21 protein-coding genes, 1 tRNA gene and 1 riboswitch are annotated in these 23,107 nt (G+C 69.7%); of the genes, 14 read left to right on the top strand and 8 right to left on the bottom strand.

Annotated elements, in window-relative coordinates:
- Window positions 1-93: 93 nt before the first annotated feature.
- Window positions 94-1,377: a PTS transporter subunit EIIC gene (locus tag ACZ7LS_RS04340; RefSeq protein ID WP_385132466.1), complete on the bottom strand. Its 1,284-nt coding sequence runs from the start codon at window positions 1,375-1,377 to the stop codon at window positions 94-96.
- 226 nt (window positions 1,378-1,603) lie between these two features.
- On the opposite strand from ACZ7LS_RS04340, the gene ACZ7LS_RS04335 reads away from it, so the two are divergent.
- The 4 genes from ACZ7LS_RS04335 to rdgB all read left to right on the top strand — a co-directional run bounded on the left by ACZ7LS_RS04335 (window position 1,604) and on the right by rdgB (window position 3,835).
- Complete coding sequence (locus tag ACZ7LS_RS04335; protein ID WP_385132469.1) at window positions 1,604-1,837, top strand: PTS sugar transporter subunit IIB; 234 nt, start codon at window positions 1,604-1,606, stop codon at window positions 1,835-1,837.
- 89 nt (window positions 1,838-1,926) lie between these two features.
- A complete protein-coding gene (rph, locus tag ACZ7LS_RS04330) occupies window positions 1,927-2,658 on the top strand; it encodes a ribonuclease PH (RefSeq protein ID WP_030355077.1) in 732 nt (243 codons plus the stop codon).
- A 126-nt stretch (window positions 2,659-2,784) separates the two neighbouring features.
- Window positions 2,785-3,183 carry a hypothetical protein gene (locus tag ACZ7LS_RS04325; RefSeq protein WP_385132472.1) on the top strand — a complete coding sequence of 133 codons (399 nt, stop codon included), beginning with the start codon at window positions 2,785-2,787 and terminating at the stop codon, window positions 3,181-3,183.
- Between the two features lie 49 nt (window positions 3,184-3,232).
- Window positions 3,233-3,835 carry an RdgB/HAM1 family non-canonical purine NTP pyrophosphatase gene (gene rdgB / locus ACZ7LS_RS04320; RefSeq protein ID WP_382521213.1) on the top strand — a complete coding sequence of 201 codons (603 nt, stop codon included), beginning with the start codon at window positions 3,233-3,235 and terminating at the stop codon, window positions 3,833-3,835.
- A gap of 47 nt (window positions 3,836-3,882) precedes the next feature.
- Here the strand turns inward: rdgB and ACZ7LS_RS04315 are convergent.
- The 3 genes from ACZ7LS_RS04315 to bcp form a co-directional block, all read right to left on the bottom strand.
- A tRNA-Leu gene (locus ACZ7LS_RS04315) sits at window positions 3,883-3,963 on the bottom strand.
- Between the two features lie 423 nt (window positions 3,964-4,386).
- The gene (proP, locus tag ACZ7LS_RS04310; RefSeq protein ID WP_382970121.1) at window positions 4,387-5,883 is read right to left on the bottom strand and encodes a glycine betaine/L-proline transporter ProP; all 1,497 of its coding nucleotides are present in this window, start codon (window positions 5,881-5,883) and stop codon (window positions 4,387-4,389) included.
- Window positions 5,884-6,006: 123 nt separating this feature from the next.
- Window positions 6,007-6,474 (bottom strand): thioredoxin-dependent thiol peroxidase, encoded by a 468-nt coding sequence (bcp, locus tag ACZ7LS_RS04305; protein ID WP_385132476.1) that lies wholly within the window; start codon window positions 6,472-6,474, stop codon window positions 6,007-6,009.
- Between the two features lie 138 nt (window positions 6,475-6,612).
- On the opposite strand from bcp, the gene ACZ7LS_RS04300 reads away from it, so the two are divergent.
- From ACZ7LS_RS04300 to ACZ7LS_RS04290, 3 genes are all read left to right on the top strand, one after another.
- A complete protein-coding gene (locus tag ACZ7LS_RS04300; RefSeq protein WP_382521218.1) occupies window positions 6,613-6,933 on the top strand; it encodes a DUF3618 domain-containing protein in 321 nt (106 codons plus the stop codon).
- Between the two features lie 103 nt (window positions 6,934-7,036).
- The gene (locus tag ACZ7LS_RS04295) at window positions 7,037-7,339 is read left to right on the top strand and encodes a GroES family chaperonin (RefSeq protein ID WP_051746386.1); all 303 of its coding nucleotides are present in this window, start codon (window positions 7,037-7,039) and stop codon (window positions 7,337-7,339) included.
- A gap of 58 nt (window positions 7,340-7,397) precedes the next feature.
- A riboswitch (guanidine-III (ykkC-III) riboswitch) is annotated at window positions 7,398-7,462 on the top strand.
- Between the two features lie 35 nt (window positions 7,463-7,497).
- Window positions 7,498-7,818: a DMT family transporter gene (locus ACZ7LS_RS04290; protein ID WP_129769047.1), complete on the top strand. Its 321-nt coding sequence runs from the start codon at window positions 7,498-7,500 to the stop codon at window positions 7,816-7,818.
- Window positions 7,819-7,860: 42 nt separating this feature from the next.
- Here ACZ7LS_RS04290 and ACZ7LS_RS04285 read toward each other — a convergent pair whose 3' ends face one another.
- Window positions 7,861-10,275, bottom strand: coding sequence for a transglycosylase domain-containing protein (locus ACZ7LS_RS04285; protein ID WP_385132479.1), 2,415 nt, complete (start codon window positions 10,273-10,275; stop codon window positions 7,861-7,863).
- Between the two features lie 271 nt (window positions 10,276-10,546).
- Here ACZ7LS_RS04285 and ACZ7LS_RS04280 point away from each other — a divergent pair, with 271 nt between their 5' ends.
- The 4 genes from ACZ7LS_RS04280 (at window position 10,547) to ACZ7LS_RS04265 (ending at window position 14,317) form a co-directional block, all read left to right on the top strand.
- Window positions 10,547-11,347: an ABC transporter permease gene (locus ACZ7LS_RS04280; RefSeq protein ID WP_382521222.1), complete on the top strand. Its 801-nt coding sequence runs from the start codon at window positions 10,547-10,549 to the stop codon at window positions 11,345-11,347.
- Between the two features lie 175 nt (window positions 11,348-11,522).
- Window positions 11,523-12,353, top strand: coding sequence for an ABC transporter permease (locus ACZ7LS_RS04275; protein WP_382521650.1), 831 nt, complete (start codon window positions 11,523-11,525; stop codon window positions 12,351-12,353).
- 172 nt (window positions 12,354-12,525) lie between these two features.
- Window positions 12,526-13,500, top strand: a complete 975-nt coding sequence (locus ACZ7LS_RS04270; protein WP_382666335.1) for an ABC transporter ATP-binding protein — start codon at window positions 12,526-12,528, stop codon at window positions 13,498-13,500.
- A gap of 31 nt (window positions 13,501-13,531) precedes the next feature.
- A complete protein-coding gene (locus tag ACZ7LS_RS04265) occupies window positions 13,532-14,317 on the top strand; it encodes a DUF1707 domain-containing protein (protein WP_385132482.1) in 786 nt (261 codons plus the stop codon).
- A gap of 230 nt (window positions 14,318-14,547) precedes the next feature.
- Here the strand turns inward: ACZ7LS_RS04265 and ACZ7LS_RS04260 are convergent, their stop codons facing one another.
- Window positions 14,548-15,876 (bottom strand): SGNH/GDSL hydrolase family protein, encoded by a 1,329-nt coding sequence (locus tag ACZ7LS_RS04260; protein WP_382666331.1) that lies wholly within the window; start codon window positions 15,874-15,876, stop codon window positions 14,548-14,550.
- A gap of 232 nt (window positions 15,877-16,108) precedes the next feature.
- Between ACZ7LS_RS04260 and ACZ7LS_RS04255 the strand changes: the two genes are divergently transcribed.
- The 3 genes from ACZ7LS_RS04255 (at window position 16,109) to ACZ7LS_RS04245 (ending at window position 19,801) form a co-directional block, all read left to right on the top strand.
- Window positions 16,109-17,656 (top strand): DUF445 domain-containing protein, encoded by a 1,548-nt coding sequence (locus ACZ7LS_RS04255; RefSeq protein ID WP_385132485.1) that lies wholly within the window; start codon window positions 16,109-16,111, stop codon window positions 17,654-17,656.
- Between the two features lie 128 nt (window positions 17,657-17,784).
- Window positions 17,785-18,738, top strand: coding sequence for an alpha/beta fold hydrolase (locus ACZ7LS_RS04250; protein ID WP_385132488.1), 954 nt, complete (start codon window positions 17,785-17,787; stop codon window positions 18,736-18,738).
- A gap of 79 nt (window positions 18,739-18,817) precedes the next feature.
- Window positions 18,818-19,801, top strand: coding sequence for a hypothetical protein (locus ACZ7LS_RS04245; RefSeq protein WP_382666325.1), 984 nt, complete (start codon window positions 18,818-18,820; stop codon window positions 19,799-19,801).
- Window positions 19,802-20,114: 313 nt separating this feature from the next.
- On the opposite strand, the gene ACZ7LS_RS04240 is transcribed toward ACZ7LS_RS04245, so the two are convergent.
- Together ACZ7LS_RS04240 and drmB are read right to left on the bottom strand one after the other, a co-directional pair.
- Window positions 20,115-21,215 carry a DEAD/DEAH box helicase gene (locus ACZ7LS_RS04240; protein WP_382521235.1) on the bottom strand — a complete coding sequence of 367 codons (1,101 nt, stop codon included), beginning with the start codon at window positions 21,213-21,215 and terminating at the stop codon, window positions 20,115-20,117.
- Complete coding sequence (drmB, locus tag ACZ7LS_RS04235; RefSeq protein WP_382875375.1) at window positions 21,212-23,104, bottom strand: DrmB family protein; 1,893 nt, start codon at window positions 23,102-23,104, stop codon at window positions 21,212-21,214. The genes ACZ7LS_RS04240 and drmB overlap by 4 nt, the downstream gene beginning before the upstream one ends.
- Window positions 23,105-23,107: the final 3 nt, after the last annotated feature.

The raw sequence follows: 23,107 nt of genomic DNA, 5'->3' as shown, positions 1-23,107 counted from the left end.
GGTGTAGACCAGTTGTAGCACGGTGTGATTCATATAAGGAACCTGCGAAATCTGTGGCCTGGGCCATAGTCCGCGTCAGCCGCCGAGCCCCTCCTACGGCTGGGTGTTCTGCTTCTCGACGGCCTCTTCCAGCTCCTCGGGCTCACGCCCCGGGGTCGGGATGTCGAACGCCCTGATCGCGACGCGGAACACCACGTAGTAGATGATCGCGAAGCAGAGGCCGATCGGAATGATCAGCCAGGGCTTGGTGTCAAGGTGCCAGTTGACCACGTAGTCGATCAGACCGGCCGAGAAACTGAAGCCCGCGTGCACGCCGAGCGCCCAGGTGATCGCCATCGAGGCGCCGGTCAGCAGCGCGTGAGCACCGTACAGCAGGGGCGCCGCGAACATGAAGGAGAACTCCAGCGGCTCGGTCACCCCCGTGACGAACGAGGTCAGCGCGAGGGAGGCCATCAGACCCGTCACCCTCTTGCGGTGCTCGGGGCGCGCGCTGTGCGCGATGGCGAGCGCGGCGGCCGGCAGGCCGAACATCATGATCGGGAAGAACCCGGACATGAACTGGCCCGCCGAGGGGTCCCCGGCGAAGAACCGGGTCAGGTCACCCATCACGACGGTGCCGTCCGGCTCGGTGTACTCACCGGCCTGGAACCAGAAGAACGTGTTCAGGAACTGGTGCAGGCCGATGGGGATGAGCAGCCGGTTGGCGACCCCGAAGATGCCCGCGCCCCACGCGCCCAGATCGATCAGCTGCTTGGCGAACGCGGTCAGCGCGTCCCCGACCGGCTGCCACAGCAGCCCGAAGGCCACGCCGAGGATCGTGCAGATGAAGGCCATCAGGATGGGCACCAGGCGGCGGCCGTTGAAGAAGCCGAGCCAGTCGACCAGTCTCGTACGGTGGAACCGCTGCCAGACGACCGCCGTGAGCAGCCCGATCAGAATGCCGCCCAGCACACCGGGGTTCTGCGGGGTGCCGTCTGGCGTCGCCTTCGTCACCGAACCGCCGACCGGGAAGGCGGCCAGCACGCCGTGGTAGACGAGGAAGCCGACGACCGCGGCGAGCGCGGTGGAGCCGTCCGCCTTCTTGGCGAAGCCGATCGCGACCCCGATGCAGAAGAGCAGCGGCAGCCCGAACGCGCCGTCCAGCACGGCGCCGCCGCCGAGGCTGAACACCCTCGCCGTCCTGTCCCAGAAGGGACCGTGCAGATAGGCGGCGAAGAGGTTGCCGAGACTGACCAGCAGCCCCGCCGCGGGCAGTACGGCCACCGGGAGCTGGAGGCTGCGCCCGATCTTCTGAAGCCCCTGGAACAGCCCGTTCCACCAGCTCTTCCGCGGCCTCGCCGGCCCCGGCCGCGGCGCTGCCGTGCTGTCGGAGGTCATCGGCGCTCTCCCGTCCTTCCCGACTGGTGTAGACCAGTTGCGATAGGCTCCCGGGGGCCGGTCGCGGACGGGGCGCCGTTGATCGTCATCATTGGGTACGCGGTGAACGCGCGCCCGTGAAGATGGTCCAACCGTGCGTTACCGTGGCGAAACGGTTCAGAAGGTTGGACGGGACAGGCCCGGGGCCGGGCCGGTACAGCGCTTTTCGATAGTCAGGGAGAAAGACATGGCCACCAAGGCTGAGAAGATCGTCGCCGGGCTCGGCGGACTCGACAACATCGAAGAGGTCGAGGGCTGCATCACCCGCCTGCGGACCGAGGTCGTCAACCCGGACCTCGTCGACGAGACCGCCCTGAAGGCCGCCGGCGCCCATGGCGTCGTGAAGATGGGCACCGCGATCCAGGTCGTCATCGGCACCGACGCCGACCCCATCGCCGGTGAGATCGAAGACATGATGTGAAGCGCTGACAGCCGGCGGCGGAACCACCAAAGGGCCTGATCCGGACCACCGGAACAGGCCCTTCGCGCAGGCCCTATAGGCTCAAGCCCATGTCTCGTATCGACGGCCGAACCCCCGAACAGCTCCGTCCCGTCACCATCGAACGCGGATGGAGCAAGCACGCCGAGGGCTCCGTCCTCATCTCCTTCGGCGACACCAAGGTCTTCTGCACCGCCTCCGTCACCGAAGGCGTCCCCCGCTGGCGCAAGGGCAGCGGCGAAGGCTGGGTCACCGCCGAATACTCGATGCTGCCCCGCTCCACCAACACCCGCGGCGACCGCGAATCCGTACGCGGCAAGATCGGCGGCCGTACCCACGAGATCAGCCGCCTCATCGGCCGGTCCCTGCGCGCCGTCATCGACTACAAGGCGCTCGGCGAGAACACCATCGTCCTCGACTGCGACGTCCTCCAGGCCGACGGCGGCACCCGCACCGCCGCCATCACCGGCGCCTATGTCGCCCTCGCCGACGCCGTCGCCTGGGCGCAGGGCAAGAAGATCGTCAAGGCCGGCCGCCGCCCGCTGACCGGCACCGTCGCCGCCGTCAGCGTCGGCATCGTCGACGGCACCCCTCTCCTCGACCTCTGCTACGAGGAGGACGTCCGCGCCGAGACCGACATGAACGTCGTCTGCACCGGCGACGGCCGCTTCGTCGAGGTCCAGGGCACCGCCGAGGCCGAGCCCTTCGACCGCAAGGAACTGAACGCGCTCCTCGACCTCGCCACCGGCGGCTGCGCCGACCTCGCCGCGCTCCAGCGCACGGCGCTCGACCAGACCCTCTGAGCCGGACCCGCTGAGCGGGCCCTCCGGGTAAAGAAGCAACCAAGCAGACCCCCCGAGGCGTCTCCACACGCACGGGCGCACGGACAGAACCGTGCGCCCGTCCACACCTCGGGGAGGAACCGCGCCATGTCCGCCGTGCCGACACGCCGACGCCGTATCACCCTGGCACTCGCCGCCACCGCCGTACTCGCCCTGCCCCTGACCGCCGGCTGCGGCGCGCTCGACAAGGCGCTGGACTGCGTCAAGACCGCCGACGCGATCGCGGGCAGCGTCAACGACCTCCAGCAGGCCATCTCCAGCGCGGGCGACAACCCGCTCCAGCTCGACGAGACGCTCGACGACATCGACAACAAGCTCGACAAGCTCGCCGGCCAGACCGACAACGCGGACCTCGGCAAGGCGGTCGACGACCTGGGCAAGGGCGTCGACAACGTCCGTACGTCCGTCAAGAACGGCGACAACGCCCCCGACCTCGCCCCTCTCACCGACGCCGCGTCCGAGATCGGCAAGATCTGCACGCCCTGACCGGGCCCCTCCCGGCCCGGTCAGGCACCCCCGTCCGATACTGGGGAGCATGACCCGCCTGATCCTCGCCACCCGGAACGCCGGGAAGCTCACCGAACTCCAGGCCATCCTCGCCGACGCAGGTCTGCCCCACGACCTCGTCGGCGCGGACGCCTACCCCGACATCCCCGACGTCAAGGAGACCGGCGTCACCTTCGCCGAGAACGCGCTCCTCAAGGCCCACGCCCTCGCCGACGCCACCGGCCTCCCCGCCGTGGCCGACGACTCCGGCCTGTGCGTGGACGTCCTCGGCGGCGCCCCCGGCATCTTCTCCGCCCGCTGGGCCGGCACCCACGGCGACGACACCGCCAACCTGAACCTGCTCCTGGCCCAGCTCTCCGACATCGCCCCGCCCCACCGCGCCGCCCACTTCACCTGCGCCGCGGCCCTGGCCCTCCCGGACGGCACGGAACGCGTGGTCGAAGGCCGCCTCCTGGGCACCCTCCGGGAATCCCCGTCCGGCACGGGCGGCTTCGGCTACGACCCGATCCTCCAGCCGTCCGGCGAAACCCGCACCTGCGCGGAGCTGTCCCCGGCCGAGAAGAACGCGATCAGCCACCGGGGCAAGGCGTTCCGCGCACTGGTCCCGGTGGTACGGGAACTCCTGGGCTGACGTCACGGAGGGGCCGCTCACCGGTGGTGAGCGGCCCCTCCGTCATGTGCGGCCGGTGGGAGTCGAACCCACATGGGCGAACCCAGAGGCACCTAAAGCCCCCGCTTATACCATTCAGCAACGGCCGCCAGCCGCCTGCCATAGTAGCGGGCCGGTGGGCGGGGCGGGCATGCGAGTGCCGGCCGGACAGGCCCTGCGCCCCGGTGCGGCCCCTCTCCCGGCGGTCGCCACCACGGCACCAGGTACTGGTGACGGCATGACAGTTGGGGCAGAGATAGCGCGGATTCCGGGCGCGGTTGTCGAGACGGTCGCCGCTGATGTGATCGATGTGGAGGGTGATCGGCCGGTTCAGCCACTCGCCGGTGTTTCCGCGGGACACACAGCGGTGGGGGACGCCGATCTCCTGAAGCGCACGGTGCAGCCGGAGCCGGTTCGTACGGGGAGATCCCTCGGGCAGGACGACGAGCGTTTCCACGGCGACGGACTTCGGTGCGCGTGTGCGCACCGAACGTATGCCCCGGTGGCAGCGGTCCGTGCGAGACACCCGTCCGTCAGAACTTGGGCTCCGGGGACTGCGATTCCACCAGTCGCACCGCTTCCGCCTCCGTCGCGACCGACGGCGGCGAGCCCGCCAGTGGCCGCTGGGCCGTCTCCTTCATGCAGGCCACCGCGATCACGCCCACCAGCGCCGCCGCCATCGAGTAGTACGCCGGCATCAGGTTGTTGCCGGTCAGACCGATCAGGCCGGTGATCACCAAGGGGGTCGTGCCGCCGAAGAGGGATGCCGAGAGGTTGTAGCCCACCGAGAGCGAGCCGTACCTGACCTCCGTCGGGAACAGCGCGGGGAGCGCTGCCGACATGGTGCCCAGGAGGCAGACCAGGGACAGCCCCAGCATCAGTACGCCCGCCGTGATCGCCAGGATGGCGCCCTGCTTGATCAGGAGGAACGCGGGCAGCGAGAGGAAGAAGAAGCCCAGCATGCCCGCCATCAGCAGCGGCTTGCGGCCGAAGCGGTCGTTGAGCTTGCCGACCTGGTTGATGATCAGCATGAGGAAGGCCATCACGGCCAGCAGGATGAGCAGCCCGTGCGTCTCGCTGTAGCCCAGCTCGTCCGAGAGATACGTCGGCATGTACGACAGCAGCATGTAGTCCGTGACGTTGTACGCGCCGACCAGCGCGATGCACAGGATCAGCGTGGGCCAGTGCTGCCGGAAGATCTTGGCCAGGTCGTCCTTCGTAGTGATCTCCACCGAGTCCGCCGCCTCGGAGGCGTGCGCGGTGTCCGACTCCAGTTTCTGGAACGCGGGCGTCTCGTCGAGCCGCAGTCGCAGATACAGGCCGACCAGCCCCAGCGGCCCCGCGATCAGGAACGGGACGCGCCAGCCCCATGCCTCCATGCTGTCCGGGCCGAGCGCCGCGGTCAGCGCGGTGACCAGGCCCGCCGCGCCGATGTATCCCGCGAGGGTGCCGAACTCCAGGAAGCTGCCGAAGAATCCCCGGCGCTTGTCGGGGGCGTACTCCGCGATGAACGTGGACGCGCCGCCGTACTCGCCGCCGGTGGAGAAGCCCTGGACCAGCCGGAAGAAGATCAGCAGGACCGGGGCCCAGAACCCGATCGAGTCGAACGAGGGGATCAGCCCGATGGCGAAGGTGCCGATCGCCATCATGATCATGGTCAGCGCGAGGACCTTCTTGCGGCCGAGCCGGTCACCCATCGGGCCGAAGAACATGCCGCCGAGCGGCCGTACGAGAAAGGCCACGGCGAAGGTCGCGAAGGAGGACAGCAGCTCGACCGTGGAGTTCCCCGACGGGAAGAACACATGCCCGATGGTGACGGCGAGATAGCTGTAGATGCCGAAGTCGAACCACTCCATGGCGTTGCCCAGGGAGGCCGCCTTCACCGCCCGCTTCACCGCCGCCTCGTCGGTGACCGTGATGTCGGACCGCCGCAGCTTGGGGTTCTTGCGCTGCCTGATGGTGCGGAAGAGGGCCGGGTGGCGCTTGACCGCGGCGGGGTCGGCCTGCTCTTCGTGCTCCTGGCCGGCCATGGCGTGGTCCTTTCCTCGGGTGAGTCAGTCCAAGGGAACCTTCTGCACGGTCATGGCGATCGCAAACCGAAGTCCCACGCAAGTGGGACCCCGGTCACAGCGAATCGCCGGGCGCGGGGACCGTCAGATGCCGAGGTCCTTGATGATCTTCGCCACATGGCCGGTGGCCCGCACGTTGTAGAGGGCCTGTTCGACCTTGCCGTCCTCGTCCACGATGATCGTCGAGCGGATCACGCCGGTCACGGTCTTGCCGTACATCTTCTTCTCGCCGAAGGCCCCGTACGTCTCCAGGACGGCCTTGGAGGGGTCGCCGACCAGAGTGACCCTGAGGTTCTCCTTGTCGCGGAACTTCGCGAGCTTCTCCGGCTTGTCCGGGGACACGCCGATGACGTCGTAGCCCGCGCCGGCCAGCAGGTCGAGGTTGTCGGTGAAGTCGCACGCCTGCTTGGTGCAGCCGGGGGTGAGCGCCGCCGGGTAGAAGTAGACGATGACCTTGCGGCCCTTGTGGTCGGCGAGCGATACGTCGTGGCCGTCGGCGTCGGGCAGGGTGAAGGCGGGGGCGGTGTCGCCGGGCTGGAGGCGCTCGCTCATGGTTCTCCTCGGTGGAGCGGGGGTGGACGTCGTGCTGTACGCCGCCGAGCGTAATCGGGGGTGCCGCCGGGTGCGGTGACGGCGGAGCTGACAGACTGTCGGCGAAGGACTACCGGACACGACGACGGAGGCAGCGCGGTGTCGGATTCCAGGACCCCGGCGCAGATCGAGGCGGACATCGTCCGCAGGCGCGGGCAGCTCGCCGAGACGCTCGACGAGATCGGGGTGCGGGTGCACCCGAAGACGATCGTCGGCGACGCCAAGGCCAAGATGGTCTCCACGGTGGATCAGACGGCCGGGCGCGCGTTCGAGACCGTGAGAGTGACACTGACCGGCGTACGGGCGCCGTTCGTCAGGGACGACGGCGCGCCGAGGATGGAGCGGCTGGTGCCGGTGGCGCTGGTGGCGGTCGGGCTCGTAGGGCTGCTGGTGGTGTCGACGCGGCGCCGCAGGCTTTGATCCGCCCCTGTGGCGTGCCGCGGCGGCGCGGGCAGGTAGGTTCTGGGGCGTGAGCGACAACTCCCACAACCAACGCGAGCAGCACGACAAACTGCCCATCCGGATGCTCCATGACCGCGTGCTGGTCAGGACGGACATCCCGGAGGGCGAGCGGCGTTCGTCCGGCGGCATCCTCATCCCCGCGACGGCGGAGGTCGGCCGGCGGCTGGCCTGGGCCGAGGTGGTGGCCGTGGGGCAGAACGTACGGACGGTGACGCCGGGCGACCGGGTGCTGTACGACCCCGAGGACCGTGCCGAGGTCGAGGTGCGCGGGGTGGCGTACGTACTGATGCGCGAGCGCGATCTGCACGCCGTCGCGGCGGACCGTTTCGAGGGCTCCGAGGACTCCACCGGGCTCTATCTGTAGCCGCCGGGCTCTATCGGCAGCCGTCCGTGCCAGGGGTCCCCGGCAGCGGTCCCCGCCGCTTTGCTACCGTGGGAAGACCCCGACGAGACGCGCCGTACCGGGTCAAACGAAAGACGACGCACCTGTTGTCCGTGTTTTTCGTGCCGGAGGTGCTTGTCGTGGCGTGGGTTCTGTTGATTGTCGCCGGTCTGCTTGAGGTCGGCTGGTCGATCGGGATGAAGTACACCGAGGGGTTCACCCGGCTGTGGCCGAGCGTCTTCACGGGCGCCGGGATCGTCGCGAGCATGCTGTTGCTGTCGCATGCGGCCAAGACGCTGCCGATCGGTACGGCGTACGGCGTGTGGGTCGGTATCGGCGCGGCCGGTGCGGCGGTGCTCGGCATGGTGGTGCTCGGGGAGCCGGCGACCGCCGCCCGGATCTTCTTCGTCTGTCTGCTGCTCGTCGCCGTGGTGGGGCTGAAGGCGACGTCGGGTCACTGACGGGTGCTGCCGGGCCCGCCGCTGTCGGACGCGTCAGGCGCGTCAGGTGTCGGGCCCGTCGGACCGGGAGGTGCGGGCGTCCTGATCGTCGTCCGCGTCTCCCTTCCCGCCGCCCCGGCCCCCGCCGGTACCGCCGGCGGTCGGCTTTCCACCGGTGCCGCTGCCGCTCGTGGCCGCGCCGCCCTCGGACTGTCCCGGTGACCGGCCGGCCGGCTGTCCCGCCGGCTGTTTCCCGCTCTCGCCGTGCTCGGAGCCGTGCGTCCGGTCATGGGCCTGGCCGTCGTGCGCGCCGCCCGCGCCCGGCCGGCCCTCGCCACGCCCCGGGGTCTGGCCCTTCTCCGTGCCTTCGGGGCCGGGCTGGTGCGACCCGTTCGGTTTGCCGGGCGGGCCCGCCTGCTCCTCGTCGCTGGACGAGTCCTCGTCGGAGCTGTCCTCCAGCCGCAGATCGAACTCCCGTACTGCGGTGCCGCGGAGAGCGGCGGCCGTGAACCGGCCCCAGATCTCGGCGGGCACCCCGCCGCCGTTGACGCGAGCCTGGCCGAGGGCCCCGTACAGCGGCTTCTGCGCGGCGGTCACCGGGTCGGCGCCCATGACCGCGACGACCGTCGCCAGCTCCGGCGTGTAGCCGGCGAACCAGGCCGCCTTGTCCTCCTCCGCCGTGCCGGTCTTGCCCGCGGCGGGGCGGCCCGCCGACTGGGCGGCGGTGCCGGTGCCCTCGTCGACGACGCTCTGCAGCACGGACGTGGTGGTGTCGGCCGCCTGACGGCTGATGACCTGCCTGATGTCGGGCTTCGGCAGGGTCACCTCCGTACCGTTCTTCGTGATCTTGTCGACCAGGGTGTACATGCCGCGCTTGCCGTGGTTCGCGAGGGTCGCGTACGCCTTCGCCATGTCCAGTACGGAGGCGGTGGCCGGGCCGAGCGCGATGGAGGGCGTCGCGGTCAGGTCGGGGGTGTTCTCGGGGAGGCCGAGGGCGACGGCGGTCTTCCTGACCGTGCCGGGGCCGACGTCCTGGGCCATCTGCGCGTAGACGGCGTTGACGGAGTAGCCGGTGGCGGTCCGCACCGAGACGGGCCCGTAGTCGGTGTCGTCCTCGTTCGCCGGGGAGTAGCCGGTGGAGCCGTCGGCGCCCTCGACCATGTGCTCGTTGTCGCCGTCGTAGACGGTGTACGGGGTGATCGGTTCGCCGTACAGGGTCTCGGAGCCGTTCTCGACGGCGGCGGCGAAGACGAACGGCTTGAACGTGGAGCCGACCTGGTAGTCGCGGCGGGTCGCGTTGTTGACGTACTGCTTGGTGTAGTCGATGCCGCCGTACATGGCGACGACCTTGCCGGTCCGCGGGTCGATGGAGACGCCGCCGACCCGGACGTTGCGGTCGGGCTTGCGGTCGGCGTCGAGCCGCGAGGTGACCTGCTTCCTCACGGTGGCGACGAAGACGTCCTGCTTCTCGCGGTCGAGCGTCGTGGTGATCCGGTAGCCGCCGGCGGCCAGGGTCTTCTCGTCGATGATCTTGTTGCCGGTGAGGTGCTCCTCGACGGCCTGGACGATATAACCGCGCTGTCCGGTGAGCCCGCTGCTGGAGTGTCTGACCGGGCCGGGCATCGGGAACTTCATCGCGCGGCGGTCGGCGGGGCTGAGCCAGTCCTCCTTGACCATGCCGTCGAGGACGTAGTTCCAGCGGGCGAGGGCGGCCGGTTTGTTCTCGGGGTGGACGACGACGTCGAACTCGCTGGGGGCGTTGAGCAGGGAGGCCAGATAGGCGCCCTCCGCCGTGTTGATGTCCTCCACGTCCTTGCCGTAGTACGCCTGGGCCGCGGACTGGACGCCGTACGCGTTGCGGCCGAAGTAGCTGGTGTTGAGATAGCCCCGGAGGATCTGTGCCTTGGTCGCCTCGCGGTTGAGCTTGATCGCGATGAAGAATTCCTTGGCCTTGCGGACGATCGTCTGCTCCTGGCCGAGGTAGTAGTTCTTGACGTACTGCTGGGTGATGGTGGAGCCGCCCTGGGTGCCCTTGCCGGTGAGGGTGTTCCAGGCGGCGCGGACCATGCCCTGCGGGTCGACGGCGGGTTCGCCGTAGAAGCCGCGGTCCTCGGCCGCCAGTACGGCCAGCCGCACATGCTTGGGCACCTGCGCGAGCCGGACGTTCTCGCGGTTGACCTCGCCGTCACGGGCGAGCTGGGTGCCGTCCGCGTACAGGTACACATTGGACTGGGCGGTCGCGGCGGCGTTGGCGGGCGGGATGCTGACGAGTTTGTAGCCCACGACGAAGCCGCCCATGAGGACGAGCACGAAGATCAGCAGCCCGCCGAACAGCGTGCGCCGGGTCGGGAGGGCTCTGCGCCGGCCGGTGCGGGGACGCCCGGGAGGTCCGCCCTGCCCACCCGGCCGGCCGGGTGAGGAACGGGGGGCCGAGGGGTCCCGTGGGGCCCAGCCGTACTGCCGTGGCTCGTCGCTCATATCAGTGGTGACTCCTCGGCCGTGGCCGGCGGTTCACTTACCGGCCTCACGGTGTCGTATCAGGCGATTCGCGGTGCAATCCCAAGAAATGCTGCGCATTTCCGGGAAACGCTGCCTACTCCTATGAAACGCGGACAGAACGAGGGAGTAACGACAGCCGGATAACCGGTCGCGGTGGCCGGTCCCGTGGGCTAGGGTCGTTCGCTTTGGTGCCGAGAGGACGACGACGCGCTGAGGGTGTGGGGGAAATGGCATGGGGGAGGGGGCTGTAGTGCGGCTGTACGCAGTAGTGGCCGCAGGCGCGTTCCGCCGCTATGCGACCTACCGGGTGGCCACCTTCGCGGGAGTGTTCACCAACACCGTCTTCGGCTTCATCCTGGCGTACGCCTATACGGCCCTCTGGGACGAGCGGCCGCAGCTCGGTGGCTACGACCTCTCCCAGGCCGTCACCTATGTGTGGCTCGGCCAAGCGCTGTTGATGACCTGCGCCATGATGGGCGGCGGTTTCGAGGACGAACTGGTCGAGCGAATCCGCACGGGTGACATCGCCGTCGACCTCTACCGGCCGGCCGATCTCCAGCTGTGGTGGCTCGCCGGGGATCTGGGCCGGGCGGCGTTCCATCTGCTGGGGCGCGGGATCGTACCGATGGCGCTCGGCGCGTTCGCCTTCGAGCTGGCGCTGCCGGCGGATCCGCTGACCTGGCTGGCGTTCCTGGTCGCCGTGGCGCTCGGAGTGGTCGTCAGCTTCGCGATCCGCTTCCTGGTCGCGCTCTCCGCGTTCTGGCTGATGGACGGAGCGGGCGTGGCGCAGATGGCGATGCTGGCCGGGATGTTCTTCTCCGGGCTGCTGCTGCCGCTCAATCTCTTCCCGGGGGTGCTGGGGGAGGTGGCGCGGGCGCTGCCCTGGTCGTCGCTGCTCCAGATCCCGGCGGATGTCTTCCTCGGCAAGCACACCGGGTGGGACCTCGCCGGGGCGTACGCGTTCCAGGCCGGCTGGGCGCTGGCCCTGCTGGCGACGGGGCGGCTGCTCCAGAGCGTCGCGACGCGGAGGGTGGTGGTCCAGGGTGGCTGACGAGATCGCCGCGAGCGGGACGGCGGCACCAGAGGCAGGGGTGGCAGCTGGGGCAGGGGTGGCAGCTGGGGCAGGGGTGGCAGCTGGGGCTGGGGCACGGGCAGAGGCAGGGGCAGGGGCGGCGGGGGCAGGGGTGGAGACGGCCGGGCGTGCGGACGTATCCGCGGAGGCGTGGATTCCGCAGGTGTCGCGGCGGGCCGCCCTGCGCGACGGACTCCGGGTGTACGGCCTGGTCGTGGCGATGTGGATGCGGTCCACGATGGCGTACCGCGCGTCCTTCGCGATGACGGCGTTCGGGAACTTCGCGGCGACCGCCTTCGACTTCGTCGCGATCCTGCTGATGTTCACCCACGTGGACGCGTTGGGCGGCTACTCGCTGCCCGAGGTGGCCTTCCTGTACGGCACGTCCGCCACGGCCTTCGGCCTCTCCGATCTGGTGCTCGGCTCCATGGACCGGCTGGGCCGCCGGGTGCGGGACGGCACGCTCGACACGCTGCTGCTGCGGCCCGTGCCCGTACTGGCGCAGGTGGCGGCCGACCGGTTCGCGCTGCGCCGGCTCGGCCGGGTCGTGCAGGGCCTGCTGGTTCTGGGCTACGCCCTGCTGACGGTCGACATCGACTGGACGGTGACGCGCGTGCTGATGCTTCCGATGATGGTGCTGAGCGGGGCGGCCATCTTCGCGGCGGTGTTCGTGGCGGGCGGCGCGTTCCAGTTCTGGGCGCAGGACGCCTCCGAGGTGCAGAACTCGTTCACGTACGGCGGGACGGCGCTGTTGCAGTACCCGCCGACGGTCTTCGCGAAGGACCTGGTGCGCGGGGTGACGTTCGTGGTGCCGCTGGCCTTCGTCAACTGGATCCCGGCGCTGTATGTCCTGGGCAGGGAGAACCCGTTGGGGCTGCCGGATCTCGTCGCGTTCCTGCCGCCGCTGGTGGCGGTGGCGTGCTGTGCGCTGGCGGGGCTGGCGTGGCGGGTGGGGCTGCGGGCGTACCGGAGTACGGGGAGCTGAGCGGCCGGCGGGGAGCCGGCCGGAGCGTACGGGGATGGGCACGCGGCGTACAGAGAATCGGGGAAAGCGTTCATGAGTACGAACGGCACGGATAGTACGAACGGCACGGATGGCACGGATGACGCGGATGACGCGAACGGCACGGGTGGCATGAACGGCACGGGTGGCACTGATGGGCACTGAGGGCGCGGGCTTCATCGAGCTGGACGGCGTCGAGAAGGTCTTCGACGTACGTCGCAAGGCCGGGCTGCTGCGCCGCGAGAAGCACCAGGTGCGGGCGGTCGACGGCATCAGCTTCCGCGTGCCGCGCGGCGAGATGGTCGGCTACATCGGCCCGAACGGCGCCGGCAAGTCCACGACCATCAAGATGCTCACGGGCATTCTGACCCCGAGCGGCGGGCGGCTGCGGGTCGCGGGCATCGATCCGTCCCGGGAGCGTACGAGGCTGGCGCAGCGCATCGGTGTCGTCTTCGGGCAGCGGACCACGCTGTGGTGGGATCTGCCGCTGATCGACTCGTACCGGCTGATGCACCGGATGTACCGGGTGCCGGACGCGCGGTTCCGGGTGAATCTGGAGCGCTGCGTCGAACTCCTCGATCTGGCCGAGCTGCTGGACGTGCCCGTACGGCAGCTCTCGCTCGGCCAGCGGATGCGCGGCGATATCGCGGCGGCGCTGCTGCACGACCCGGAGGTCCTGTATCTGGACGAGCCGACGATCGGTCTCGATGTGATCTCCAAGGCCAAGGTCAGGGAGTTCCTGCGGGATCTGAACGCGGAGCGCGGCACGACCGTGCTGCTGACCACCCACGATCTGACCGATATCGAGCAGCTCTGCAAGCGAGTCATGGTCATCGACCACGGCCGGCTGCTCTACGACGGCGGGCTGGCCGGACTGCACGAAGTGGGGGAGAGCGAGCGGACGCTCGTCGTCGACCTGGAGCGTGAGCTTCCGCCGATCGAGGTGGGCGGCGCGCGGGTGGTACGGGTGGACGGGCCGCGGCAGTGGCTGGCCTTCCCCGCCGCCGAGTCCGCGGCGCCGCTGGTCGCGCGGATCGCGGCGGAGTATCCGCTGGTGGATCTGTCGGTGCGGGAGCCGGATATCGAGGCGGTCATCGCCAAGATGTATGCCGATCGATCAGCTGTGTGACGAGAGCCGCACCGTTGACTAGTCTGCTCGCATGACGAGTGACCGGCCTGATCCGCGGCCCTACCCCAGCCCCGATACGCGGGCCTCCGACGCCGAGCGGGAGCGGGTCGCGGAGCGGCTGCGCGAGGCCGTGGCCGAGGGCCGGCTCGATATGGAGGAGTTCGACGAGCGCTTGGAGGCGGCCTTCAAGGCGCGCACCCATGGCGAGTTGGCGCCGCTGGTACGGGATCTCCCCGCGCCCGGGACGACAACGGACGTGGCGCTCGCACCCGGCACGTCCCTCGGCGCGCGCGGCGAGACCGGTGTGGGCGGTGTGGGTGGTGTGAGCGGCGCGGGTGGTGCGGGCGGTGCCGGTGAGGTGAGCAACTGGCAGGACCGGATCGGCCGGGAGCCGGCCACCTCGAAGGCCGCCTTCGCGCTCTGGGGCGGTTTCCGCCGCAGGGGGACGTGGACGGTGGCCCGCAGGTTCACGACCGCCGTCCTCATGGGGGGCGGTGAGATCGATCTGCGCGAGGCGCGGTTCGAGGACCGCGATGTGGTGATCCGCTGCTTCACGATCATGGGCGGGGTGCATATCACCGTACCGCCGGACATGGACGTCGAGGTCAGGGGCTTCGGACTGATGGGCGGCTTCGGCGAGTCGGGCGAGGGCACGCCGAGCCCGGGGGCGCCGCGGGTGATCATCTCGGGCTTCGCGCTGATGGGCGGGGTCGGGGTGGAGCGCAAGGTACGGGAGTCGGAGAAGCGCCGGCTCAAGGAGGAGCGCAGGCGCCAGAAGCTGGAGAAGAAGACGACGGACCGCAAGGAACTGGACTGACGGTCACGGCGGCAGGCGGCAGGCGGCAGGCAGCCGCCGGCTGTCCCCCGTGCTCGTCATCGGCGCGACAGTCACCGCGCCCCCCGCAGCGCCCGGTGCCCCCGCCGCTCCTGCCGTCCTCGGTGCCCCCGCCGTCCCGGGTGCCAGACGCTCGTGGCCGGCCGCTGCCTCTGGTGCGAGACGCTCGCGGCCGGCCGCCGCCCCGCACGCTGACAGCCGGCCCTCCCCACTCACAGCTGGGCCGGGGCCCGGTCCTCCAGCAGCCGGAGGCTCAGGTAACGGCCCATCACCCGGTACCCGGCCTCGCTCGGGTGCAGCCCGTCGCCCGAGTCGTACACCGGCCTGATCCGGTCGGGCGCGTACGGATCGCGTACCACCTTGTCGAAGTCCACGACCTCGTCGAAGACCCGGCCCGAGCGGATCTCCTCGTTGACCCGGTCGCGTACGGACTCGGTGACGGCGTTGTACCCGCGGTGCGCGCCGAACGGTGTCAGCGTCGATCCGATCACGCGCAGCCCGCGTGCCTTCGCCCGCTGGGCGAGTTCGCGCAGCCCGGCGGTGATCCTGGCCGGGTCGGTCTCGCCGCCCCGCAGGATGTCGTTGATGCCGAGGTCGATGACGACGGCCTTGGCACCGGCCCGTTCGAGTACGTCACGCTGGAAGCGGTCGAGCCCGCTCGCGCCGTTGCGCAGCGCCGACGCGTCACTCAGGACGCGGTTCCCGCCGATGCCCTCGTTGAGCACGCCGATGTGCTGGTCGCGCAGGCGCGCGGCGAGCACATCGGGCCAGCGGCGGTTCGCGCCGTAACCGGAGCCGACCCCGTCGGTGATCGAGTCACCGAAGGCGACGACCGCGCCCCGCGCCTCGCGGTTGAGGACGTCGACGGCGGTGAGATAGCGCCAGACCCTGCGCGACGGGGCGTACGCGGCCGCGTCGAGGTCCCGCGTACGGTCGCCGTCGGCGAGATACGAGGTCTGGAGCGCGTGCCGGTGATACGTGACGGGCCCGCCGCCGCGCGGGGTGTGGAGCGTGACCAGCAGATCGCCGGCGTACGGGACCCGCAGCGCCACGGGATCGCTGACGATCTGCCCGCCGGGCGGTACGGTCACGGCCGCCCGGCGCCCGAAGGTCAGCTGCCGCATGGTCCCGGCGACCGCCTCGGGTCCGCCCCCGCCCTCGCCGACGGCGACCGACGCGCCGCCTATGAGCAGCGGGGTGGGGCTGTAGAGGTTGGAGAAGGTGAGCCGGACGCTGGTGCCACCGATGCTGGTGTGCACGACGTTACGGATGGAACGCCCGGGATGGCCGACCGGCGCCCCCGGCTCGGCGCCCGACGGAGCGGCGGCCCAGGTGCCGGTCCAGTGGTCGGCGGAGGCGGGCGCGGCCGTCCCCACCGGGGTGCGGCCGTGGGGACGGCGGTCCCCGGAGCCTCCCGCGTCCTCGCGCGAGCCGCTGCCGCCGCCGTCCAGCAGCCCGTACCCGCTGATGATGACGCCGCACACCAGCGCCACCACCGCGACCAGCGCCCCGAACAGGGCGTATCCGCGATGTCTGGTCATAGCCCCCGTGTCCCCCGTGTCTCCCTGATCCCTACCTGCGGAACCCATCATCCGACATCGCGCGGGAACTCGACGTGCGCCCCGGGAGTACCTCAGGCGAGGACAATGCGGTAGGGGCTGGGGTGCGGCGGTGGGCACGGCCGTGTGCCGGGCACGAGAACGGGAGCATGAAGCGTTGAGCAGAGTGCGCTGAGCACGGCGCTCGCGCGGACGGGTGGATCGGGTGGAGCGGATGGAACGTACAGATCCGGAGAGAGCGGTGGAGGGCGGCGGCAGCGGTAGCGGCAGCGCCACCGGCGGTGGTGGCGGTGGCGGTGGGGGTGCGGGTGGCGCCGAGGGTGCGGGCTTGCCCGGCGGGTCTGGTGGGCCTGTTGGATCCGGCGGGTCCGGCAGGTCAGGCGGGTCCGGTGGGTCTGGTGGGCCTGGCGGGGCCGGTGGGTCCGGCAGGTCAGGTGTGCCCGGCGGCGGGGCCGGCGCACCTCGGCCGTCCGGGACCGGAAAGCGTTCGGCGCTCCCCGCCTTCACGTACACGGCCGCCGACGAGGAGAAGCTGCGCGGCGTCCGCCGGATGAAGACCACCGCCACCGGACTGCTGCTGCTCGTGGCCCTGGTCTACGTGCTCGCCACGTGGGCGAAGAACTCCGGCATGGGCGGCTGGGCCGGCTTCGTCGCCGCGGCGGCCGAGGCGGGCATGGTGGGCGCGCTGGCCGACTGGTTCGCGGTGACGGCGCTGTTCCGGCACCCGCTCGGTCTGCCCATCCCGCACACCGCGATCATTCCGAACAAGAAGGACCAACTGGGCACGTCGCTCGGCGCGTTCGTCGGGGAGAACTTCCTCTCCGCCGAGGTCGTACGGAACCGGCTGAGGGCTCTCGGCATCGGACGCAGGCTCGGCACCTGGCTCGCGGAACCGGACCACGCCGACCGGGTCACCGCCGAACTGTCCACGGCGCTGCGCGGCGCGCTGACCGTCCTGCGGGACTCGGACGTGCAGGCGGTCGTCGGCGAGGCGATCACCCGGCGCGCGGACGCGGTCGAGATCGCGCCGGGGCTCGGCAAGACCCTGGACACGGTCGTCGCCGACGGCGCCCACCACCGCGCGGTCGATCTGATCTGCGCCCGCGCGCACGACTGGCTGGTGGAGCACGGGGACTCCGTCATGGACGCGGTCCAGGGCGGGGCGCCGGGCTGGACGCCGCGCTTCGTGGACCGCAGAATCGGCGACCGCGTCTACAAGGAACTGCTGCGCTTCATCACCGAGATGCGCGACATGCCGGCCCACCCGGCGCGCGGCGCCATCGACCGCTTCCTGCGGGACTTCGCGGCGGACCTCCAGTCGGACACGGACACCCGGGCCCGGGTCGAACGGCTGAAGTCGGAGCTGCTGGCGCGCCCCGAGGTGCAGGACATCATCGCCTCGGCCTGGGCCTCCGTACGGGCCATGATCATGTCGGCCGCCGAGGACGACCGGAGCGAACTGCGCCTGCGGGCGCGCGCCTCGCTGCTCTCCCTGGGTTCGCGGCTGGCGACGGACGCCCGGCTCCAGGGGAAGCTGGACGGATGGATCGAGGACGCGGCGGCGTATGTCGTCTCCACGTACCGCGGTGAGATCACCTCCCTGATCTCGGACACGGTCGCGGGCTGGGACGCGGCCGACACCTCCAAGAAGATCGAGGCGCACATCGGCCGCGACCTCCAGTTCATCCGGATCAACGGAACGGTGGTGGGCGCGCTGGCGGGCCTGCTGATCTACACGGTGTCCCACTTGCTGGGTGCGTGACGGGGCGCCGGGAGTGTGACGGGGCGCCGGGCGCGCCACGAGGCGCCGGGCGCGTGATGAAGCCGCTGGGCGCGTGATCCGGACCCTGTCGTCCGTTCACGCGCCCAGCCACCATGGGGGAGTTGCTGATGAGTACGGAGGGCGGGGCGGGTCCGTTCAACGGAACCGGAAAGCGTTTCCACGGGACCTTCGACGCCATGGCGCACACGACGGGAACGGCGCGGAGCGACGACGGCGTACGGCTGACGTATGTGGACCACGGCGGTGACCGCGGAAGGGACCACGCCGGTGACGCGGGGGTCGGTGCGGGGCCCGGCGGCGGTGACGCCGGGGCCGGCGCGCGGCGGCCCGTACTCCTGCTCCACGGCCTGGCGGGCCACGCCGCCGAATGGGACCCGCTGGTACGGCTGCTGCGGCCCGCGCACCGCGTGGTGGCGTACGACGCGCGCGGCCACGGCGCGAGCGAACTCCGCCCGGCGGACGTCTCGCGCGCGGCGCACGTACGGGACGTGGTGGCGGTGGCCGGACACCTGGCGCTGGAGCGGCCCGTCCTCGTGGGCCAGTCCCTGGGCGGTCATACGGCCATGCTCGCCGCCGCCGCTCATCCGGACGTGTTCAGTGCACTGGTACTGATCGAGGCGGGCCCCGAGGGCCCCAGCCCGGAGCTGCCCGCGCGTATCGGCGGCTGGCTGGACTCCTGGCCGGTTCCGTTCGCGTCCATGGAGGCGGCGACGGCGTTCTTCGGCGGCGGCACGGCGGGCCGCGCGTGGGCGGCGGGCCTGGCGGAACACCCGGACGGCCTGCGCCCGCGCGTCGAACGGGAGGTGATGGTCGCCTGTGTCGCGGAGAACGCCCGCCGCTCCTTCTGGGACGAGTGGTCACGGGTGCGCTGCCCGACGCTTGTCGTACGCGGTGAGGCCGGCTCGATGCCGGAGGCGGAAGCGGCGGCGATGAGGGCGCGCCGCCCGGGGACGGAGCTGCGCGTCATCCCGTCCGCGGCACACGATGTCCACCTGGACCAGCCGGAGGCGGTGCACGAGGCGATCGAAGCTTTCCTGAGCCGGTATGACCATCTGCCTTGAACGCTACGGAGGACGCAAGAGATCGTCACAGTCCGCCGACGCGTGTCCACTTGAGGCCCGGCGCGGGCACGGAACCCCTATGCCCCGAACCACCCCCGCCGACGCGGCCATCGCCCAGCTGTCCCGTACGCAGCGGCGCCTGGCGACCACCCGCCAGCTCCGTGCCGCCGGCCTCGCCGCCAGCACCGCCGGCGCCCGCTGCGCACCGTCCGGCCCCTGGCAGCGCCCGCTGCCCGGCGTCGTCCTGATGCAGACCGGCGCTCCCGACGTACGCCAACGGCTCCTCGCCGCCGTCCTCTACGCGGACACCGAGACAGCCGCCCTCTCGGGCACGAAGGCCGTCCTGACCGGCGAGGCGGCGCTCGCGCTGTACGGGGTACGGGACGCGGGCACGGACCGCGCCGACGTACTGGTCGCCGCACGCCGCGGCCTGCGCGACAGAGCGTACGTACACCTGCGCCGCACCAGCCGCTGGCCGCCGACGCTGCTGGTCGACGGCATCCCGTGCGTACGCCCGGTCCGCGCGGCCTCCGACTTCGCGGCCCAGGAGCCCTCGCCGGAACGGATCCGCGCGATCCTCGCGACGACAGTCCAGCGGTGCAGCTGCCACCCGGAAGACCTCCGCGCCGAACTCCACGCCTCCCACGCCCTCCGCAACCCGGCGGTACGCACCGCCCTGGACGAACTCCGCGCCGGCATCCGCTCCATCGCCGAGGGCCAGGCCCGCACCACCCTCCACACCGCCGGCCTCCCGGACGCCCTCTGGAACCCGGCCCTCTTCACCCCGACAGGCACCTTCCTGGCCCGCCCGGACGCCTACTGGCCGTTCGCGGGGGTGGCCCTGGAGGTCGACTCGGAGGAATACCACCTGGGCGTGGCCGAATACCGCACCACCCTCCGCCGCCGCCTGCTCCTGGAGTCCCACGGCATCGACGTCACGAGCGCGGCCCCAGCCCTGATCCGCGACCACCCCGAAGAACTGGTGGCGGCGATCCGCACCAAACTCCACCTGGCCAAATCCCGCCCGGACCGCCCGAACATCATCATCCGCCCATACCTCTAGCCCCCCAACCGCACGCCCCGTACCCCAGAACGAACCGCCCCCAAGCCCCCGGAAGGCGATCATGGCGCCATCAGGGGTCCTTCGAGTCCCGTATGACCGTGTTAACGGCCAGGTCGGTGATCTGGACATATTCCGTCCCGCTCCCGTAGCTGTAGGGCGACTTTGACCAACGGATCATTTCGACCACTACGATTTCTCTTCCACCAGGCCCGCCGGACCAACTCCGCTCCGGGCTCCGGGAAGTTATGGACGGCGACGATGCACGGAAAGAGGCGAAACAATCGGCGGCTGCCGGGAATGGCCGCCTGCAAGATCAGCCGGTGTGCCGGGCCAGCAAGGATTCCGGGATGCTCGAAAGGATGGCAGGCTCTTGGGGGCCGCGGAAAGCAAATTGGAGATCGTGGCGAGCGCGAGTACACAGCACGAAGAAGCGAAGACGCGCGTCGATGCTGGTTGGGTCGTCTGCATAGGAGTCCAGGTCCGGCACGAATACGCTGTCGAACTCCAGACCCTTCATGCTGGCCGTGCTCACTATCCGGATGGGGCGCGTTGAGAAATCGACGGTGTCCCGGTACCGATCGTCATGAGCATACGCTTGAGTGTGCTTCGCAAGCCCAAGGTGCGTGAGTTTGCTCTGGATGTCGCGCAGCAAATGAGTCGACCGGCAGATGATTCCGATGCTTCGTCTCGGGTACGTGCTGAAGTACTGGGAAACTCCGGTGAGGAAATATTCCAGGGAGGGCACTCTCAGGAGGGTGGGTGTAGGACCGATGCGTCTCGGCAGAGCAATCTCATCCCCAGCCCCCTCGTGGAACTCGGAAGCCAGCATCGCGATCTCCCGACTGTTCCGGCGGTTCTCACGCAGCACGAGTGGATCGCCCCACATGGCGACGGCCCGGCAAATCTCGGACACGGTGCTCTGCTCGTCGCCGATCCGCTGGTTCTCGTCTGCGCACACGGTGATGTCGACGCCAAGGATTCGGCACAACTGATAGAAGGCGACGGGCAGGTTCTGCCCCTCGTCGATCACGAGATGCGCGGTTGATTCGACTCTCTGCAAGATGCAGTCCCGCTGCATCTCATTCCAGTCGTAGCTCCAACCATCCTCGTCGGTCCGCGGCGGATCGACCCCGAAGCATCGGCGCCAGAAATTTCTGATCCACCGATGGTAGGTGGTGACGTTGAGTGCTTCCGTGAGGTCCGGTGCCATTTGAGCGAGGTACTGGTGCAGCAGATTGGAGCGTGTGAAGAGGGACACGTCGCGGCCCGCGATCGCCAGTGCCCAGGCACGGTAGACGGCCATCACAGTCTTTCCGGCGCCGGCTGCCCCGGTGATGACGTTACTTCCGTGGAAGGGAAGTTCGATCACGGCCTGTTGCTCGATTTCGAGATCCAGAAGCGAAGGGATCTTCATGGTAGTTCGACGGCCCCCGCCGATTCATCGAGCGCGGCCTGGACTACTCCCCGAAAGAATCCCGGGACCTCGCCGTCACCGATCAACAGTGTTCTGTCCAGGAGCGAGTTGTCGATCTCGCAGCATGTCTCGGGAAGGAGCGTGCACGCATGGCAGGCAGCACGGTTGAGGTTGGCCAGAGACCTACCGGTCGAGTCGGCGCACAGAGGGTCCTGCGAGCACCACTGTGCCGATTCGAGCAGCCGGATCAAGGTCTCGGCGAGATTCGGTGGTTTCCCCTGGCGTACGAGGCCGCCCAGCGTTCCCTCCGCATCCCCGGCGGCCGTGTAGATGAACACACCGGCTTGGGGTGGAAGGTCGCTGCCCGGGGCATGACTTCGGGCGTAGACGCGCTCCCGTAGTGATGCCGCGTTGTACCCGCTGTCATACGAGAGTTGGCGGATGAAGTGATGGGCGAAGGTGTGCAGCATCACGAACCGCGGGAGGAGTTCCGGACCCGATTTTCCTCTGAGGCGATCGGCCTTGTAAGAGGCGCCCAGGTTGCGTTCGATGCGCCGCGTCCAGTCGCGTACCGCTGGAACGTTCTCCCAGGTACTCAGACGCTCCTCGTCGACGGCGATGAAGATCCCTTCGCCGTAGGTCTCAATGGCAGGCAGCCATTGGGTCCGAGTCTGCGTGTTGACCGACACCACGCGCCCACCCTCGCCTTCCTCTCCGTCACCTGAGCTGGGCTCGTACCGCGAAAAACCTTCGAGCGCACGTACTTCGCGTACCCGGTCGGCGATGACCACTGCCGAGATGTTCGCAGCCAACTTCTGTATGGAATCCGGGTCGTCGTGGTCGACCCCGAGGTGGGTCCGACGCACGGAGAAGGTCTTCGAGTCGGCGACGGATTCCGGGGCGGAAAAGGCTGCCCATTCGGCGATGCTGAGGTCATCGTCCGAGTCTGCCGCGAACGACATCGACGCAGCTTCATCGGCATGGCGGCGTCGCACAGTTTCCACGAATTCCTCCGGTACCTCGCACTGGAGGGCAATCACAGTTCTGAAGGAATCGGAACGCGGTCCGGGATCTTCGCTGTTGAAGTCCGGCCACAGAAAGTGATTGACGACCTTCTGGGCCAATTCGTCATCCTCGGACAGACCCGCAGGGGCCGGGATGTCGATCGCCGAGTGCGTGATCGGGAAGTACACGTTGGAGGCGCCGCGCTGTACCGCTTGCGGCGCTTCCTCGCAGGGATCCGCCTCATCGGTGTCGGATTGCCAGGGGTGGGTTCCGAGGCATCGCAGGCGCGTCTGCTTGAGGATGTTCTTCTGGCTGATTCCTGCCAGGTTACGTCCGGCCCGACAGGCGACGCAGACGACGAGCAGGGCTTCCAGTCCCGAGGATTCGGGTGTGGCGACGAATCGAAGCCGCCGAACCTGGCATTGGCGCTGATCATGGCCTTCGCTGTTGGAATGAGCCCATCGACGCCAGTCGATGTCAGCCATATGACCTGCCCTGCATACCTGGATGAAGCGCATCGGGGCCAGTTGCGACTTTCCTGGGCAACGCCCGCAGGTCGGTTGCTTGTCTCTTACCTCGCGATCCGAGGACCAGAGCTGCATTTCCCTGCACTGAGGGCAGAACAGCCACTTGGGAAATCGTATGTACGAGGGCCCGACGCGAGTAGCGTAGGCGGCCTTACCGGAGGGGATGACGGGGGCCGAGCGGAATTCTGCAACCCTCAATTTTTTTGCGAGCCGTGGTGCTTCCACTCGCTCCGCGCTCGCCGCCCAGCTTCGGATATCAGCGGCTACGAACGATTCGCCTCGGAGGTCGATGATTCCGCCGACGCCGAAGGGGACGATGGTCTGTGCCCTGCGGACCTTGCGACGAATGTCCTTCACCGC

The sequence above is a fragment of the Streptomyces sp. NPDC039430 genome (assembly GCF_055639435.1).
This window is presented reverse-complemented; position numbering and strand designations above follow the sequence as displayed.

Coding starts and splice junctions, on each gene's coding strand:
- ACZ7LS_RS04295 (WP_051746386.1), top strand. CDS start 7,037: ATGCTCCATGACCGCGTGCTGGTCAGGACGGACATCCCGGAGGGCGAG.
- ACZ7LS_RS04335 (WP_385132469.1), top strand. CDS start 1,604: ATGGCCACCAAGGCTGAGAAGATCGTCGCCGGGCTCGGCGGACTCGAC.
- ACZ7LS_RS04250 (WP_385132488.1), top strand. CDS start 17,785: ATGAGTACGGAGGGCGGGGCGGGTCCGTTCAACGGAACCGGAAAGCGT.
- ACZ7LS_RS04265 (WP_385132482.1), top strand. CDS start 13,532: ATGACGAGTGACCGGCCTGATCCGCGGCCCTACCCCAGCCCCGATACG.
- ACZ7LS_RS04285 (WP_385132479.1), bottom strand. CDS start 10,275: ATGAGCGACGAGCCACGGCAGTACGGCTGGGCCCCACGGGACCCCTCG.
- proP (WP_382970121.1), bottom strand. CDS start 5,883: ATGGCCGGCCAGGAGCACGAAGAGCAGGCCGACCCCGCCGCGGTCAAG.
- rph (WP_030355077.1), top strand. CDS start 1,927: ATGTCTCGTATCGACGGCCGAACCCCCGAACAGCTCCGTCCCGTCACC.
- ACZ7LS_RS04260 (WP_382666331.1), bottom strand. CDS start 15,876: ATGACCAGACATCGCGGATACGCCCTGTTCGGGGCGCTGGTCGCGGTG.
- ACZ7LS_RS04325 (WP_385132472.1), top strand. CDS start 2,785: ATGTCCGCCGTGCCGACACGCCGACGCCGTATCACCCTGGCACTCGCC.
- ACZ7LS_RS04270 (WP_382666335.1), top strand. CDS start 12,526: ATGGGCACTGAGGGCGCGGGCTTCATCGAGCTGGACGGCGTCGAGAAG.
- ACZ7LS_RS04255 (WP_385132485.1), top strand. CDS start 16,109: ATGGAACGTACAGATCCGGAGAGAGCGGTGGAGGGCGGCGGCAGCGGT.
- rdgB (WP_382521213.1), top strand. CDS start 3,233: ATGACCCGCCTGATCCTCGCCACCCGGAACGCCGGGAAGCTCACCGAA.
- ACZ7LS_RS04240 (WP_382521235.1), bottom strand. CDS start 21,215: ATGAAGATCCCTTCGCTTCTGGATCTCGAAATCGAGCAACAGGCCGTG.
- ACZ7LS_RS04340 (WP_385132466.1), bottom strand. CDS start 1,377: ATGACCTCCGACAGCACGGCAGCGCCGCGGCCGGGGCCGGCGAGGCCG.
- ACZ7LS_RS04245 (WP_382666325.1), top strand. CDS start 18,818: ATGCCCCGAACCACCCCCGCCGACGCGGCCATCGCCCAGCTGTCCCGT.
- bcp (WP_385132476.1), bottom strand. CDS start 6,474: ATGAGCGAGCGCCTCCAGCCCGGCGACACCGCCCCCGCCTTCACCCTG.